We start from the raw sequence: 15,874 nt of genomic DNA, 5'->3' as shown, positions 1-15,874 counted from the left end.
ACAATAAAATAAAAAATGCCCTGGTTCTGCCGGGGCATTTTTTTATTCACAAACAATTCACTCATTCGTTCCTTTTTTTATTTTTTTTCATATTTCACAATTTTATTTTGAAAATATGTCAATTAAATATGAATAATTTAATTTGTGATATTTTTGTTAATTCTCATTATAAATTATTGATAATTGATCTAAATTAATTAAAAAATATCATATTGCTTGATTAAATTTGTAAAAAATTGAATGGAATGAAACTTTACCCTATTGCGGCAGTCTTACTCTGTATGAATGTGTATGCACAAAAGCAGAATACACTTAAGGACAGTCAGAAACACCTGCAGGAGCTGTATGCTAAATATGAGAAAGATCTTAAAAAAGCTCATAAAAATGCAAAAGCGGCAGGAATACCTCCTAATTTATACAATGAGGAGGATTATAAGAGAACAATGGATCCTGTTACAGGGAGAACCAATTTCGAAGGGCTTGTAAAAGTAAATCAGGATATCGTAACAGGTAAATATAAGGCTAAGACCCAGATGTCTTTTATTTCCAGCCATAATGCTTCTTCTGCGGCCAGCAAAATAATCAATGAACCCTGGATTGAAAGGGGACCTTACAGTGTAGGAGGAAGAACAAGAGCAATCATGTACGATCCGAATGACCCTACGGGCAAGAGAGTTTTTGCGGGGAGTGTTTCAGGAGGACTTTGGGTAAACCAGGATCCTTCTGTATCAACTAATGAGTGGCAGCCATTAAGTACATTCTGGGCAAATACTTCCGTTTCAAGTATTACTTATGATCCAAACAACCCACAAGTTTTCTATGTAGGAACAGGAGAAGCTCCAACTGCTGATGCAGTAGGATCGGGAATATGGAAATCAACGGATGCTGGTGTAACATGGACCCAGATTTTCACCATTCCGGTTACTTATTCTTCATCCGGAGTAAGAAACGGTAACTTTTATATTAATGATATCAAAGTAAGAAATAATAATGGAGTTTCTGAAGTCTATGCAGGAGTAAGCGGTTCGTACGTTGGGATTTCCTTTAATGACGGATGGCAGGGGCTAAGCCAGGCTGGGCTGTATAAATCTACAGACGGAGGTACAACATTTACGAAAAATAACAGCTTGCTTGCTCTGAATACCACTACAGGTACTACCAGTACCACCGGATATTCCATTCAGCAGATAGAAATAGGAGCAGATAATGCAGTATGGGTTTCAACCAGATCTTCAAGATTTTCAAATATAGATTCTGGAGGCAGAATTTTCAAATCCACAGATGGAAATACCTTCAACCAGGTCTATAATGTTGGAAGCAGTGGTTCGAGAGTTAACTTTACTCTTTCCAGAACAGATGCCAATAAAATATATGCATTCATGCAGGGGGCATCTTCTTCAGAGCCGATCAGAATTGCAAAATCTACGGATGGCGGAACAACATGGCAGGCAACAAATGATGCTGCACCTGTTTTAGCACTTCCTACAGCAACGGATACCAGTATTCCTGCGAATGATTTTACAAGAGGACAGTCATTTTATGACCTGATTATTGCAACAGATCCTTTAGATGACAATACCCTGTATATTGGTGGTATCGATCTGTATAAATCTGTCAATGGCGGAGCGAACTGGACGCAGATCTCAAAGTGGTCCAATAACAATAATATGGCGGCTTTACAGGTCTCTCAGGTACACGCTGATCAACACGAAATCGTTTTCAATCCTTATAATAATTATGCGACAGGACAAATGATGTTTGGAAATGACGGAGGAATTTATTATGCTGCCAACAAAGCAAATATCGGTGCTGTTGGTGGTCTTTCTGCAAGAAATACCCGATATAATGTAACGCAGTTTTATTCTGCTATGCTGAATCCGACAAAAACGCCAGCTGATGAAGAATTATTGGCAGGTGCACAGGATAATGGCTCATGGTGGCTGTATGGAGCACCACAGGCTAATAATTTTCTGACTTCCCAATCTGCTACAGGGGGTGACGGAATGTATACTGAATATGATGATCAGGATAATTATGAAATTGCAAGTTATGTATACAATAGCCATTATTTATTAACGAACAATACGTATTATCTGATAAGCAGTGCCAACAGAAATGCCGGACATTTTGTAAACGAAATTGCTTTGGACAGAAACAACGATGTCTTCTATTCTTACCGTTCAGGACTTACGCTTTTCAGAACTAGTGGGTTATCTGCAACGGCAACATCTTTTACCAATAATGTGGTTACTGTAGGAACTGCACAATCCGGAGAGCAGATTTCATGGATGAAAGTATCCCCCTATACTACAGCATCTACAACACTTTTTGTAGGAACCAATCTTGGGAGAATCTTTAAAGTAACAAATGCCAATACCACAGCATATACGGCCACTTTGCTAACATCACCAGTAACAGGAACTGTTTCTGACATAGAATTTGGAGCCAGCGAAAATGAAATTATTGTAACCTTCTCGAATTATAACCTTACCAGTGTTTTCTATTCTACAGATGGCGGAACAACATGGCAGAACAAAGAAGGAAATCTTCCTGACATGCCGGTAAGAACGGTACTCAGAAATCCGGACAATTCAAATGAAGTGCTGGTAGGAACAGAAATGGGAGTTTGGGGAACCACCAATTTCCTTGCGACAACACCTGAATGGGCATCAGTAACAGGGAATATAGGAAATGTAAGAATTACCAATTTAGATTACAGACCTGCTACCAAAACAGTATTGGTTTCCACTTACGGCAGAGGTGCATGGACAACTCAGAATACAGTAACTCCTTTGTCAACAACGGAAACCAAATCCAAAAAGAATATGAATATTATATATCCGAATCCTTCAAAAGGGATTTCCCATTTGAGATTTGATACTGCCAAATACAGCAGTGTGGATATAAGCATTGTGGATGGCTCAGGAAGATTGGTATACAGTAAGAAAAATGTGAAGTCTGATGAAGAGTTCGGCCAAAAACTTGTACCTGGAAATTATATTTTGAAAGCCGAGTCTAAAGGTGAAATCGTATATAGTGGTAACTTCCTGGTATTAGGACGTACAGGTGGTGATGATGATTAGAAAATGAATAATCAATCGTATTTAATATTATTTTGGATGCTGGCTTCCTGCGGGATGCCGGTATCCTCTTTATATCAGGATAAGACAGTATCCGTTATCTCTGCTGAAAAAAAAGAATGGATAGGAGGAAGAGCCGGAGTAAAGGGAGTCATATATACTGTTAAACTGAAGAAAAAAAATAAAAGCAGCAGCATCACGGTTAAATCCTTAAAAGCAGAAGGAAATACAATTCCGTTTGTACAAAATAATATAGACAGTATAATAATAATAAGTGGCAATCTTCCCCATGAAAATGATGATATAAAGACTGCTGATCAAATGCCGGCAGGAGCTCCCATAGATAATCCTGTTCCTCAAAAATTAAATCCAAAAGATAATTGGATAGAGTATACTGTAAAAGGATCACAGATATTGCATAGAATAGGTTTTCAAAAATTTGTATCTGTAGAGTCATCTGAAGAGCCTGCGCCATAAAATCTATTTCATTCTTTGAACAAAAAACTACTTTTTATCTTTCTCTGTATTCCGGTTATCATATTATTCAGCAATGTGATGTATTCTGTTATTTCCCACGTAAAGAGCGCGCTTTATGAAAAGACCCAATGCAGTATTGCCCACAGTAGTTTCAGAAAATCAGAAACGGTCTGTTTTACGGAAAAAGATCTCACGGAAGCAGAATGGAAAGAAGATAAAGAATTTACGCTTCATGGTTTTTCCTATGATATCATTAAAGTAAGCACTGTCAATGGGAAGAAATATTTTTTCTGCTATATTGATAAAAAAGATATTATCATCAATTCTTTATTAGACTTTTCGAAAAAATTCACTTTTAAAAAAACATGTTTAAAACTGCAGATTGATCTTCCCAGACACAATAAAGGTCTGTTTAAGACACCAGGCTCCACCGCTATTCTTGAAAAAAAAGAATTCCGTTTTTTTTCAAATCAGTTTTTAGAAACAATTTCTTTACACTATAACCAACTGGAAAACACGCATTATTTAACCATTATTATTCCTCCACCGGAGACTGCCTTATGCTAAAGTGAAAATATAATATTAATGGTAATCAATTTAAATAATGAAAAAATATATATGCATAGCAGCTTTGTTAGGCTGTACTGTTGCAAATGCTCAGCAGACACAGGAAGGATCAATTGATGAGGTCAATATCCTTGGACGAAAAAAAATTAAACAGGAACGTGCAGAATTCAAAAGACATGCACAGTCAGTAGAAACTCTTTCAGAAGAAGATCTTAACAGAAATAATCCTGCAGCTATAGATCAGACTTTATCCACAATGCCAGGGCTTCAGGTAGATAAACGGACTAATTTCGGAGGACAGAGACTCGTACTGAGAGGGTACGGAAATGATCAGAAATTTAATAATTGGGGTGTAAAAGCATACTGGAATAATATGCCTTTAACAAATGCTGAAGGGATCACCGTTCTGGATGATGTTGATTTTGCTTATGTAACCAATGTTGAGGTAGTCAAAGGTCCGGCAGCAACAATGTATGGAGGTGGAGTAGGCGGAGCAGTACGTTTCTACACGCGTCCGGATTTTACAAAAGGAGCATCGGTGTCAGAAAATGCAATGTTTGGTGCTTTCAAAACTTTTCAGTCAAGGACACAACTGAACGTTGCGGATGAAAACTATTCAATAAGCGCTGCATACGGACATCTTGAAACAGAGGGATACCGTCCAAACGGAGGAGGTTTAAAAAACTTTTTCAATGTAAACGGTACGGTGAAATTAAGCAAAAAAGACCAGCTGAGCTTCTTTGCCAGTCAGGCTTACTCCTATGAACATACTTCAGGACAGATTTCTTACGCTGATTATTATGCGGGTATCGACAACGGAAATGCAGCCTATATCAGTAAAAATGCCGGCACAAAAATAAAATCGACAAGAGTAGGACTCAGTAATTCGGTAAATCTTACTTCAAACTTTAGAAACTATACGACCTTATTTTACTATAATGCAAATACAGAAAGCGTTTCAGCAGGGGCATACGGAGTTACAAGTTCTCCAAATGTAGGGCTGCGCTCTACTTTTACTTTAAAGAATGAATTTAAAGATTTTGAAAACCGCTTAGATTTCGGAGCAGAGATACAGAATTCTGTTTCCACAACTTCCAGCTATCGCTTCGATGGGTCTAATCCATCACAACCATTACTGACCACAGGAATGTCCGGGGCATCTTATTTCAAGTATAATAATAACCAATCTACCTATTTTGTTATTGATTATCTTACATATAAACCCTGGGGACTTACGTTGCTGGCAGGAATAAGCGGTAACAGAACCAACTATGACAGGAAAGACCTTTTTGCATTGCCAGGGTTAATTGCCGGACGTAAAGATCAATCTTTCAACAAGAAATATGATATGGCATATACTCCACACTTTGCTTTACAGAAGGAATGGAAACACCAGATCTTTAACCTAAGCTATAGTGAAGGTTATAATTCTCCTACCGCAGTTTCTTCATTTATAACAGCGACCAATACGGTGAATGATGACTTAAAGCCGGAACGTGCAAGAATGTTGGATTTTAGTGTGCATGGTCTTTTACTCAATACCAGGCTGGATTACCGTATTTCAGTATTCAGAATCGACTATTCTGATAAACTTACACAGTTACTTTTACCGGGTAATACCAGTGGACAAACATATTGGGGCAATACCGGAAGCCAGAAAAATAGTGGACTTGAGTTTAGTGTAGGGTATCAATACAGAGCAGAAGATTCTTTTATTGAAAGAATCGTTCCCTTTATAAATCTTTCTTATTACGATACAAAATATAAAGATTTTTCAATCTATGATCCTAAATATCAAGACCCTGTTACAGGAAAGACTGTAGGAAAACTAATGGTATACGACCATAAAACAGTAGTAGGAGTTCCGAGGAATAAATACGCTGTAGGTTTGGATATTTTTACCAAACCAGGATTTTATCTTGTGAATACCTATAACTATCTCGGAAATGTTTATTCTGATTTTAACAATGCGAATTTGGTAAAGGGCTTTGGATTGCTTAATTCAAAATTAGGATTTAAAAAGTCATTCAATAAACTGGATCTGGATCTATATGTAATGGGCAATAATCTTACCAGCCAGACCAATTATACTTTTTTATTCTTAGGAAATAATATCAATGATTCAGATAAAGGAAGTAATTATACCGTTCCTACAGATCTCAATTCGGGTCCTGGAAAAGCTTATTTCTTTTACGGCCTCAATGTAAAATACAGATTCTAGAATATATTTTATATTCATAAACAGCTTTTATACAGCTCAATAAAAATGCCACAGTTCTTTACTGTGGTTTTTTTATATTGAATCATAAAATCATCCATAAAATACATATTGAATTGGTCTAATTGTTAATTTTCTTTAATAAAATAAAAAAATATACTATCGATATAGCAATTTTATATCTTTGTTTTAGAAAAAGTAGAGCATATGATTGATAGGTCTTTTGTCGTAAATAAATTTGGCTTCTTAGGTGCCGATTTTTTAGCTGAAATGGAAAAGCATGCTGTTATGATTGACATAAAAGCAAAAACGGAAATTATAAGGGAAGGACAGAAAAATAAGTTTGTGCCTTTTCTTATAAAAGGCTCCATCAGAGTTTTCACGCTTAATGATGGGAGAGAGCTTATCTATTATTATATTAAACCAAAAGACAGCTGTCTGATGACATTTTCTTCCATTCTTACGGATTATGTCAGCCGGGTATATGCTGTTGCGGAAGAAGATTCCAAAGCAATCCTGATTCCTGTATCAGTAATACATGAATGGCTGGTCAAATTTCCGGAAATCAATAAAGTTTTTTACCATGAATATGACCGCAGGTTCTCTGAGGTCATGAATATGGTCAATGATGCAGTTTTCCACAGACTTGACAAAAGGGTTCTGAATTATATTAAACAGCAGATTTTATCCACAGGAAACAATCCTATTAAAATAACACACCGTGAAATTGCAAACAGTTTAGGCACTTCCAGGGAAGTCGTGAGCCGTGTGATGAAAAAAATTGAAAATGAAGGGGATATTTTACAAACGAAGGCCGGGATAAAAGTGCTTGTAAATGAAAATGTTAGATCAGACTAATTAAAATTGTTCGAAAAGATTATATCTGTTATTGATAAAAACAATTCAGTCGGTGACTTTTATCACCTGATTTTGAATTGAGAACTCAATAAGTTTGTCATACCGTAATTTAATTCAAATTGTATATGACAAAAACTCTCTTATTTTTGTTGGTATTTTCTTCAGGTCTTACCTTTGCGCAGGAAGATCTGCTGAAAGATATTGACACCGTAAAGACCAATACAGAAACTTCACAACCCGCCTTCAAAGCTCTTCAGATTGCCACCGGACAGTCCACAAAACTGGCAGCTAAAAAAGAATGGTATATTGTGGTTGCCCATAGATTTGGAGATATAAGTGCAGGATTCAAAGACTTTTTTGGTCTGGATCATGCCTCAACCAAGCTGGGTGTTATCTACGGGATTTCAGATGCTGTTTCAGTCAGCCTGTCCAGAGAAACGAATATGAAAACGTTTGAAGGAGCAGTAAAATACAGGCTGGTAAGACAAAATGAAAATTTCCCGGTTGATATTGTGGGGTATAATGTAATGGCAGCCAATACGGAGCTGAAGAAAGATACTTATCCACTCCTGAAATTCAGCGACAGGCTTTCCTATCTTACCCAAGCATTGATTTCAAGAAGATTCAATGATAAGCTTTCCTTACAGCTTACCCCATCCTTTGTTCATAAAAACCTTTACGAACCTAATATTGAAAACAAAAATCAGTTTTTGGCAGGTTTGGGAGGACGCTATAAAGTTTCAAAAAGAGTTTCTGTAAATGCAGAATACTTTGTGAATTTCGATGATCACAGTTTTTATAAAAACCCATTATCATTAGGGGTAGATATAGAAACCGGAGGACATGTGTTCCAGCTTTTACTGACAAATTCCCAGATTAATTCTGACATCGGATATCTTACCAATGCCACAGGGGCATGGGGAAAGGGACATATTTTCTTTGGGTTTAATCTTTATAGAGTTTTTTAATATGAAAAAGCTAACATCCTTATTGATATTGTCGTCAGCAGTTATAATGACGGCTTGCGACAGCAGAACATATGAAGAAATTTCTGTTAATACACCTATTACAGCAACTGTAAAATATACAGCAGATGTAAAACCCATTGTGGATAACAGCTGTATAGGCTGTCATTCCGCAGGGAGTTTTAAACCTTTGGTTACCTATGACCAGGTAAAAAACAATATAGACGGAATTCTGGACCGCATCCAAAGGCCGAATGGAGATCCCGGTAAAATGCCGCAGGGAGGATCGTTATCTGCAGCCCAGATCAACATTTTTATCAAGTGGAAAGCGGACGGATTAAATGAAAATTAAAAAAAATTGATATGAAAAAATTAGCATTATTAAGCATATTACTGCTTTCTGCAGGGTATGTTTCAGCACAAAAATACAGTTCTAAAACAGGAAAGGTAACTTTTGAGGCTTCAGTACCCCTGTTTGATGATATTTTCGCTCAGGATGACAATAATATTGTGATTCTGAATGCAGATAATGGTGAAATGGCATCAGTCTCAACTGTAAAAAACTTCCATTTTAAAACCAAATTAATGGAAGAGCATTTCAACGAGAGTTATGCTGAATCTGCAAAATACCCTAAAACAACTTTCAAAGGTAAAATTGTCAATTTTGATAAGACAAAGCTTTCCGCAAGTCCACAGAAATATACAGTTCAGGGTACTCTTAATTTCCATGGAGTGGATAAAGCAGTTACCTCAGCAGCCACATTATACGCCAAAGATGGAAAAATATATATGCAGGGTGCTTTTGCAGCAAGACCGGCAGATTATAAAGTGACCATTCCTAAAATGGTTACCAAAAAAGTTGCTGAAAATGTAAATATTGAATACAACTACGTAATGGTAAAACAATGAGAAGTATAATTCTGATCGTAGGATTGCTGCTGAGCTCATTGCTGTATGCCCAGGAAAAAGCAAAATCAATATTTGATATTGCCAGAAGCGGAACTGTAGCTGAAGTACAGGAACTGATGAAGCAGAATCCGGATGTTATTAATCAGGTTAATGAAGGGGGATTTTCGCCCCTTATTTTAGCCTGCTACAGAGGAAATGTAAACGTTGCCGATTTTCTGATCGACAATGTAAAAGATGTAAATTATAAAAGCCGTGAAGGAACAGCTCTGGCTGGTCTTGCGATAAAATATAATAAGGAACTGGTAGAGCATCTCTTAAAGAAAAAGGCTGACCCTAATATTGCAGATGCCACCGGATATACTCCTTTATTCTGGGCCGTAAAATTCGGAAATAAAGAGCTGATAGAACAGCTGCTTAGATATAAAGCAGATAAAACAAAGAAAGATTCAATGGGAATGACACCCTTTGAATATGCATTACAAACCAATAATAAGGAAATTATTAATCTTTTAAAAAATTGATATGAAAAAAACTTTACTAGCGCTTAGCGTATTGATGGCCAATTTTGCATTGGCACAGTTTTCATCCGGAACGGTAAATTTACCGGCAACTTCCATGACGGTGAAATTAGATACAACACCTTCAGGGGTAACCATTACAGTAACTGGTGACAGTAATTCTATGTTAGGAATTGGATTTGGAACTGTGGGGATGGCTTCAGGATCAGACGGATTTATTTACAACTCGTCAGCTAACAGAGATTATACATTTGTCGGAATGACGACTCCTAATGCTGATGCAGCCCAGGATTGGACACAGACTTCCAATACCGTATCCGGATCTACAAGAACTGTAGTGGCGACAAGATCACTTTCAGGAGGGGCTGGAGATTTTGCCATTGCCAATGCTGCAGGGACTATTAATATCTTCTATTCCCGTAAAAGTGGCGGAACTTCCTTAGGATATCATGATGCAGGGAGAGGATACGCAACGCTGACGATGACTGCAGCTTCTTTATCAACCAATGAAATTGCGGCCAACAGCAAAAAGGTAAATTTTTATCCGAACCCTGCTAAAGCAACAGTAAGTTTCAAAAACTTTGATAAAATAAAATCTGTTGATATTTACGAAGCAACCGGCAGAAAGGTAAAATCACTAAAGCCTGAAAGCGAAAGTATCAGTGTTGAAGATTTGAGATCAGGAAGTTATTATGTTGAAATCCTGCTTAAAGATGGAACTACATCTTACGAAAAACTGATTAAAGAATAATTTTTCAGAAAAAACACACCTAAATATTTTAAAACGGATACCTCTGAGATTTCAGGGGTATCATTTTTTTCACAAAGTACCGGTTTCAGGGGGATTGCTTTAAAATTCATATATTTGTGTATATCCGGATTGTTAACAAAAAAGACAGCTTCTCAGCCATATAACTTTTACAGCCAATGGAATTTAAAACTTTAGCCAATATCACAACAGATGAACTTTTATCAGTGTTCAATCATTCATTTTCAGATTATGTTATTCCTTTTCACTTAACGAAAGAGGTGCTTGTCTCAAAAATTGCAGCAGAAAAATTAGACATGAATTTATCCGCCGGAGCATTCGAAGAGGGAAAACTCGTTGGCTTTATCCTTCAGTCTGAAAAAGTTGAAAATGGTGAAAAGATGATCTACAATGGTGGAACGGGAGTTGTTCCGGAAAGCAGAGGAAAAGGACTGGTGAGAAAAATGTATGATTTTATAATTCCCATTTTACAGGAAAGGAATGCCAATACATTGCTGCTTGAAGTCATTGAAGGAAATAATAAGGCGATCAGAGCTTATGAAAATTTAGGTTTTACCATTGCCCGGAGACTGCTTTGTTTTAGAGGAAGTATTCAACAGGGAAAAGAAAATGCTGAAGTTGCCATAAGTGAACTGAAAGATTATCCTTGGGAGGTGCTATGCGCTTTCTGGGATATTGAGCCTTCGTGGCAGGGATCTGCTTTCGTATTGGACCCAATGCCGGAAAACTATATTACCTTAGGGGCTTACGATGGAGAGAAACTGGTGGGGTATATTATTTATGGCCCTGTAGCAAAAAAAGTGTATCAGTTTGCTGTAGATAAGAATTACAGAAACCGCGGGATTGGCACAAAACTTTTTAATGCGATCAGAGAAAAAAATGATGGACAGGCTATAGCCATAAATAATGTAGATGATTCCTCAGTAAGCACCGGTAAATTCCTTCGCGAAAAAATAGGGCTGGACAATTGGCTGACACAATTTGAAATGAAAAGGGCAATTGAATGAACTTAATTTTGATTCAAAAAAAATAACAGGTTTTAATATACTTTTAATCTCCTAAACTTTTCAGGCAGAAGTATAGAATGTAACTTTGCGGAAAATTTAAAACAATGAAGCGAGGAATCCATTTTTTACTGTTGCTGATTTCTTTTACGACGTTTGCACAACAGGTGAATATTGATACTGCCCAGGTAGTCATCCCAGGAAGGCAAAACAGTACCGAGGCACAGTCAAAGCCTTATGTGATTATGATATCTACGGACGGCTTCCGTTATGATTATGCCCGGAAGTATAATGCTGAAAACCTATTGAATTTAGCTAATGGTGGTGTAAAAGCAGAAGCAATGATTCCAAGCTATCCAAGTATAACATTTCCTAACCATTGGAGTTTAATTACAGGACTTTATCCTTCTCATCATGGTTTGATTGATAATTTTTTCTATGATTATAAGAGAAAAGAAGGATATGCCTTGAGTAGTAAGAAAAATGCTGAAGACGGAAGCTGGTATGGGGGAATTCCGCTTTGGGGACTTGCTGAAAAACAGGGAATGGTATCAGCCTCTTTAATGTGGGTAGGATCTGCCAGTGATGCAGGAGGAATAAGGCCAACTTATTATTACCCATACCACGAAAAATTCACACCTTCTGAAAAAGTTGAAAAAGTGGTTAACTGGCTGAAATTGCCAGAAGATAAAAGACCTCATTTTATTTCATTGTATTTCCCTGAAGTGGATGGAAGCGGGCATCATTACGGTCCGGATACCAAAGAAACAGAAAATGCCGTTCATCTGATTGATCAGGCAGTAGGAGATCTAGTGCAGAAAGTAAACGGATTGGGCTTAAAGAATGTCAACTTTGTTTTTGTTTCTGATCACGGAATGATTAAAGTAGACGGTGGTACTCCTTTGGAAATTCCGACTATTCTTTTTGATAAAAACAGATTCGATTTCTACAATTCCCAGACTTTGTTAAGAGTTTACGTTAAAAATCAGGATGAGGTAAAAAAAGTTTATCAAGAACTTAAAGCCAATAAAACAGATGATTACGAAGTATATCTTGATAAAAAACTTCCCAGATACCTGCATTTTGCGACCAGAGACGATCAATATAACAGAATAGGACAGATTCTTCTGATTCCTAAAGCACCAAAAATTTTCCTGGAAAAGGGCAAGAAATCATCCGTTGGAAAGCATGGCTACGACCCTAAAGTAGTACCGGAAATGAAGGCTACTTTTTTTGCTTGGGGACCGGAATTTAAAAATAATCTTGTGATCAGTGAATTTGCCAACGTCAATGTTTATCCTTTGGTAGCTGAAGTTTTAGGGCTGAAAATAGATCAGCCTATTGATGGAAAACTGAAAGTTTTAAAAGGAATTCTGAAAAAAAAGAAATAATCCCGGGATTTAAAATAGGATGATTAAAATAAGTTTCGGCGCACCTTTGGTGCGCCGAAACTTATTTTAACTGCAGTCTGGGACTTTTGTTTCAATATAAAAGAAATTAAAACCTGGAAGAAAACTCTTCAGCAAACTCTTCTAGCTTAACACTGCCTGTAACAGGAGAGCCATGATCAATAAAATCTTTCTGAACAACACCGGTTCTTATTCCCCTGCCCATTTCAACATAAAGCTTCGCTATATCTTCCGGCAATCCGGCCTGAAGCATTCCGTTTAAAGAATCTTCATCAGAGAATGCTACCCATGGAAGATCTGGTTTGCCTACTGATGTTCCTAAGACCTTTGCAAAATCTGAGGCTTTTCTTATATCACTCACAATATAACGGATATTGTTGATATGTTCTGCTTTTACCAGTTCTTCAGCCGCTGCCTTGGCAATATCATTCGGATGTACGACTGGTATTTCTACACTTTCAGGATAATTCCCTCCAATGATTCCCGCATTTTGAATTAATGGAATGTCGTTGAAAAAATTATTATAAAAATAGCCGGCTCTCAGAAAAGTAAAAGAGGTATTTTTTACTTCATTATAGAGCTTTTCAATATTGTGGAGTCCTGCGATAGGACCGTTTTCGACAGGCGATTCAGCCCCAACACTGCTTAGCATTACGGCTCTTTTTACCTGGGTGTTTTTTAAGGCTTCAGCATAATTTTTCCCGACATCCGTTGTGTTTTCCACAATCCTATCCGGACTGATAGCAGGAGGGGTCATAACAAAAACAGCGTCCGCTCCTTCAAATGTTTGTGTTAAAAACTGAACGTCTGTGACAGATCCTATGGCTGGGGTAGCACCCATAGATTCAATATCCTGCTTTCTTGCATTGCTGCTGCTTATGACTGTGATAGTATGCCCGTCGGCAATTAATTGCTGGGCTAATGGCTTAGCTACATTTCCTAATGATCCTGTGATTACTATTTTCATAGGTAAAATATTTTTTTATTTCTGAGAACAAAGTTATATTTGTACTTACTTTTATACAAGTACTTACCCTAAAGTATGTAATTATGACAGCCATCAAAGAAAGCTCCACCATTCAGGAGAATAAAAAGACAGTGCAGGACTGTCCTGTAATGTATGTTATGGAAAGAATTGGCGGATTCTGGAAACCGATTATCCTGTTCAATCTTTCCACAGGGGAAAAAAGATACAGTGAATTGAAAAAAGCAATTCCTGCCGTAACAGAAAAAATGCTGATCCAACACTTGAAACAGCTTGAAGCGGACGGCTTAATTATCAGGACAGCAAAGCCTGTAGTGCCTCCCCATGTGACCTATAAATTGAGTGAGGCTGGTAATGAGCTTGCTCCCGTTATTGATGCCATGGCTGCATGGGCCTTTCACGATATGGAAAGAAATCATAATCAATGTGCTGAAGGAAACAGATATATAACAAATCAGAATCAGAATGCTTTTAGCCAGAATCTAAAAAAATAAAAACAGGCGCCTCAAGTGAAGCGCCTGTTCTGTTACTATTTTACAGAAGAATTATAAAGACTGCATGTCAATGACGAAACGGTATTTTACATCACTTTTCAGCATTCTTTCATATGCATTGTTGATATCCTGCATTTTAATCAGTTCAATATCAGAGACAATATTGTGTTTTCCGCAGAAATCTAACAGTTCCTGCGTTTCTGCAATACCTCCGATCAAAGACCCTGCTACAGAACGGCGTTGGAAGATCATAGGTCTTGTACTTACTTCAGTTTCCTGGAATTCACCTACGAATCCTACAAGCACAAGCGTTCCGTTCAGAGAAAGGGTCTGCATGTAAGGATTGATGTCGTGCTCATAAGGAACCGTATCAATGATAAGATCAAATTTACCTTTTACAGCATCCATCTGCGAATCATCTGTAGAGATCACTACATGGTCTGCTCCAAGCTGTTTGGCATCATCCGTTTTTCCCGGAGTTCTTGAGAATAAAGTAACTTCTGCTCCTAAGCCTTTTGCCAATTTAATAGCCATATGGCCTAAACCCCCCAATCCTACAACGGCCACTTTTGAACCCGGACCTGCATTCCAGTGTCTTAACGGAGACCAAGTAGTGATTCCGGCGCATAGAAGTGGAGCTACTGCCGCCAAATCTAAATTTTCAGGAACACTTAAAACAAAATGTTCATCAACGACTACTTTCTGGGAATATCCTCCAAAAGTATGGCCGCCAAGGTGTTTATCTTTTCCATTATAAGTCCCTGTGAATCCATTTTGGCAATATTGTTCCAAATCGTGCTGGCAGCTGTCGCAATGTCCGCATGAATCTACCATACAGCCTACAGCGGCAAGATCGCCTACCTTAAATTTAGAAACTTCGCTTCCTACTTTTGTGATTCTTCCTACGATTTCATGTCCCGGAACTACAGGATACAAAGAGCCGCCCCAGTCGTTTCTTGCGGTATGAAGGTCAGAGTGGCATACCCCGCAGTATAGGATTTCAATTTCTACATCCTTTGTGGTTACCTCTCTTCTTTCAATATTCATTTCTTTCAGATCTGCTGTGGTAGACTCTGCACCATAAGCTTTTACTGTGATTGTACTCATTTTTTTTATATTTAGTTTATTTAGGATTATACATTATTATATTCTTCATCCGTGACAGGCTCCAGCCATTCTACAATCCCGTTTTGAGTATTAGGATTAATGGCAATATGGGTTAAACCACTATCAGGAGCGGCTCCATGCCAGTGTATAACATCAGAAGGAATACTGACAATATCTCCAGGGTTTAAAATCTGTACAGGCTTTCCTTTTTCCTGATAATATCCTTTTCCTGCCGTTACGATTAAAATCTGTCCGCCCTGGTGTGAATGCCAGTTATTTCTGCTTCCAGGTTCGAAAATCACATTCCCGATTTGGCAGTTCAGGTTGTCTTCATTGGGTTTCAGAATATGAACCCATGCTGTTCCTCCGGAGAAATAATCTGAAGGAGCCTTTTCCCCTTTCGGAAAAATGTTGGTATTAAAAGTTTCCATAACGGAACAAAAATCGAAACTTTTCCATAAACAAAACTTATACAGATTACCGAATTACTTACCAATTTTACATACATCATTTA

16 protein-coding genes are annotated in these 15,874 nt (G+C 37.6%); 13 read left to right on the top strand and 3 right to left on the bottom strand.

Features of this window, described 5'->3' with window-relative positions; translation table 11 throughout:
- Positions 1-245: 245 nt before the first annotated feature.
- The 12 genes from AC3FI7_RS13355 to AC3FI7_RS13300 all read left to right on the top strand — a co-directional run bounded on the left by AC3FI7_RS13355 (position 246) and on the right by AC3FI7_RS13300 (position 12,756).
- The gene (locus AC3FI7_RS13355; protein ID WP_491460307.1) at positions 246-3,083 is read left to right on the top strand and encodes a T9SS type A sorting domain-containing protein; all 2,838 of its coding nucleotides are present in this window, start codon (positions 246-248) and stop codon (positions 3,081-3,083) included.
- A 3-nt stretch (positions 3,084-3,086) separates the two neighbouring features.
- Positions 3,087-3,557 carry a hypothetical protein gene (locus AC3FI7_RS13350; protein WP_491460306.1) on the top strand — a complete coding sequence of 157 codons (471 nt, stop codon included), beginning with the start codon at positions 3,087-3,089 and terminating at the stop codon, positions 3,555-3,557.
- A 15-nt stretch (positions 3,558-3,572) separates the two neighbouring features.
- Positions 3,573-4,124, top strand: a complete 552-nt coding sequence (locus AC3FI7_RS13345) for a hypothetical protein (protein WP_491460305.1) — start codon at positions 3,573-3,575, stop codon at positions 4,122-4,124.
- Positions 4,125-4,161: 37 nt separating this feature from the next.
- Positions 4,162-6,345, top strand: coding sequence for a TonB-dependent receptor (locus AC3FI7_RS13340; protein WP_491460304.1), 2,184 nt, complete (start codon positions 4,162-4,164; stop codon positions 6,343-6,345).
- A gap of 204 nt (positions 6,346-6,549) precedes the next feature.
- Positions 6,550-7,200 carry a Crp/Fnr family transcriptional regulator gene (locus tag AC3FI7_RS13335; RefSeq protein WP_142723737.1) on the top strand — a complete coding sequence of 217 codons (651 nt, stop codon included), beginning with the start codon at positions 6,550-6,552 and terminating at the stop codon, positions 7,198-7,200.
- 125 nt (positions 7,201-7,325) lie between these two features.
- On the top strand, positions 7,326-8,168 hold the full coding sequence (locus tag AC3FI7_RS13330; RefSeq protein ID WP_142723738.1) for a DUF5777 family beta-barrel protein: 843 nt from the start codon (positions 7,326-7,328) through the stop codon (positions 8,166-8,168).
- A gap of 1 nt (position 8,169) precedes the next feature.
- Positions 8,170-8,517: a hypothetical protein gene (locus tag AC3FI7_RS13325; protein WP_228451216.1), complete on the top strand. Its 348-nt coding sequence runs from the start codon at positions 8,170-8,172 to the stop codon at positions 8,515-8,517.
- 11 nt (positions 8,518-8,528) lie between these two features.
- Positions 8,529-9,074: a YceI family protein gene (locus tag AC3FI7_RS13320; protein WP_142723740.1), complete on the top strand. Its 546-nt coding sequence runs from the start codon at positions 8,529-8,531 to the stop codon at positions 9,072-9,074.
- Positions 9,071-9,595, top strand: a complete 525-nt coding sequence (locus AC3FI7_RS13315) for an ankyrin repeat domain-containing protein (RefSeq protein WP_343659887.1) — start codon at positions 9,071-9,073, stop codon at positions 9,593-9,595. The genes AC3FI7_RS13320 and AC3FI7_RS13315 overlap by 4 nt, the downstream gene beginning before the upstream one ends.
- A gap of 1 nt (position 9,596) precedes the next feature.
- Positions 9,597-10,343 (top strand): DOMON domain-containing protein, encoded by a 747-nt coding sequence (locus tag AC3FI7_RS13310; RefSeq protein ID WP_142723742.1) that lies wholly within the window; start codon positions 9,597-9,599, stop codon positions 10,341-10,343.
- 176 nt (positions 10,344-10,519) lie between these two features.
- Complete coding sequence (locus tag AC3FI7_RS13305; protein WP_491460303.1) at positions 10,520-11,368, top strand: GNAT family N-acetyltransferase; 849 nt, start codon at positions 10,520-10,522, stop codon at positions 11,366-11,368.
- A gap of 104 nt (positions 11,369-11,472) precedes the next feature.
- Complete coding sequence (locus tag AC3FI7_RS13300; RefSeq protein ID WP_491460302.1) at positions 11,473-12,756, top strand: alkaline phosphatase family protein; 1,284 nt, start codon at positions 11,473-11,475, stop codon at positions 12,754-12,756.
- A gap of 106 nt (positions 12,757-12,862) precedes the next feature.
- Here AC3FI7_RS13300 and AC3FI7_RS13295 read toward each other — a convergent pair whose 3' ends face one another.
- On the bottom strand, positions 12,863-13,741 hold the full coding sequence (locus AC3FI7_RS13295) for an NAD(P)H-binding protein (protein ID WP_491460301.1): 879 nt from the start codon (positions 13,739-13,741) through the stop codon (positions 12,863-12,865).
- 83 nt (positions 13,742-13,824) lie between these two features.
- On the opposite strand from AC3FI7_RS13295, the gene AC3FI7_RS13290 reads away from it, so the two are divergent.
- On the top strand, positions 13,825-14,253 hold the full coding sequence (locus AC3FI7_RS13290; protein WP_142723746.1) for a winged helix-turn-helix transcriptional regulator: 429 nt from the start codon (positions 13,825-13,827) through the stop codon (positions 14,251-14,253).
- Between the two features lie 51 nt (positions 14,254-14,304).
- Here AC3FI7_RS13290 and AC3FI7_RS13285 read toward each other — a convergent pair whose 3' ends face one another.
- Together AC3FI7_RS13285 and AC3FI7_RS13280 are read right to left on the bottom strand one after the other, a co-directional pair.
- A complete protein-coding gene (locus AC3FI7_RS13285) occupies positions 14,305-15,360 on the bottom strand; it encodes an NAD(P)-dependent alcohol dehydrogenase (protein ID WP_142723747.1) in 1,056 nt (351 codons plus the stop codon).
- Positions 15,361-15,386: 26 nt separating this feature from the next.
- Positions 15,387-15,791 carry a cupin domain-containing protein gene (locus AC3FI7_RS13280; RefSeq protein ID WP_142723748.1) on the bottom strand — a complete coding sequence of 135 codons (405 nt, stop codon included), beginning with the start codon at positions 15,789-15,791 and terminating at the stop codon, positions 15,387-15,389.
- Positions 15,792-15,874 lie beyond the last annotated feature (83 nt).

This window comes from Chryseobacterium sp. TQ-BC-N36 (genome assembly GCF_058382295.1).
This window is presented reverse-complemented; position numbering and strand designations above follow the sequence as displayed.

Bases quoted from the DNA above. Each gene is read 5' to 3' on its own strand.
- AC3FI7_RS13295 (WP_491460301.1), bottom strand. From the start codon at position 13,741: ATGAAAATAGTAATCACAGGATCATTAGGAAATGTAGCTAAGCCATTA.
- AC3FI7_RS13335 (WP_142723737.1), top strand. From the start codon at position 6,550: ATGATTGATAGGTCTTTTGTCGTAAATAAATTTGGCTTCTTAGGTGCC.
- AC3FI7_RS13310 (WP_142723742.1), top strand. From the start codon at position 9,597: ATGAAAAAAACTTTACTAGCGCTTAGCGTATTGATGGCCAATTTTGCA.
- AC3FI7_RS13285 (WP_142723747.1), bottom strand. From the start codon at position 15,360: ATGAGTACAATCACAGTAAAAGCTTATGGTGCAGAGTCTACCACAGCA.
- AC3FI7_RS13330 (WP_142723738.1), top strand. From the start codon at position 7,326: ATGACAAAAACTCTCTTATTTTTGTTGGTATTTTCTTCAGGTCTTACC.
- AC3FI7_RS13325 (WP_228451216.1), top strand. From the start codon at position 8,170: ATGAAAAAGCTAACATCCTTATTGATATTGTCGTCAGCAGTTATAATG.
- AC3FI7_RS13315 (WP_343659887.1), top strand. From the start codon at position 9,071: ATGAGAAGTATAATTCTGATCGTAGGATTGCTGCTGAGCTCATTGCTG.
- AC3FI7_RS13290 (WP_142723746.1), top strand. From the start codon at position 13,825: ATGACAGCCATCAAAGAAAGCTCCACCATTCAGGAGAATAAAAAGACA.
- AC3FI7_RS13355 (WP_491460307.1), top strand. From the start codon at position 246: ATGAAACTTTACCCTATTGCGGCAGTCTTACTCTGTATGAATGTGTAT.
- AC3FI7_RS13280 (WP_142723748.1), bottom strand. From the start codon at position 15,791: ATGGAAACTTTTAATACCAACATTTTTCCGAAAGGGGAAAAGGCTCCT.
- AC3FI7_RS13320 (WP_142723740.1), top strand. From the start codon at position 8,529: ATGAAAAAATTAGCATTATTAAGCATATTACTGCTTTCTGCAGGGTAT.
- AC3FI7_RS13300 (WP_491460302.1), top strand. From the start codon at position 11,473: ATGAAGCGAGGAATCCATTTTTTACTGTTGCTGATTTCTTTTACGACG.
- AC3FI7_RS13340 (WP_491460304.1), top strand. From the start codon at position 4,162: ATGAAAAAATATATATGCATAGCAGCTTTGTTAGGCTGTACTGTTGCA.
- AC3FI7_RS13350 (WP_491460306.1), top strand. From the start codon at position 3,087: ATGAATAATCAATCGTATTTAATATTATTTTGGATGCTGGCTTCCTGC.
- AC3FI7_RS13305 (WP_491460303.1), top strand. From the start codon at position 10,520: ATGGAATTTAAAACTTTAGCCAATATCACAACAGATGAACTTTTATCA.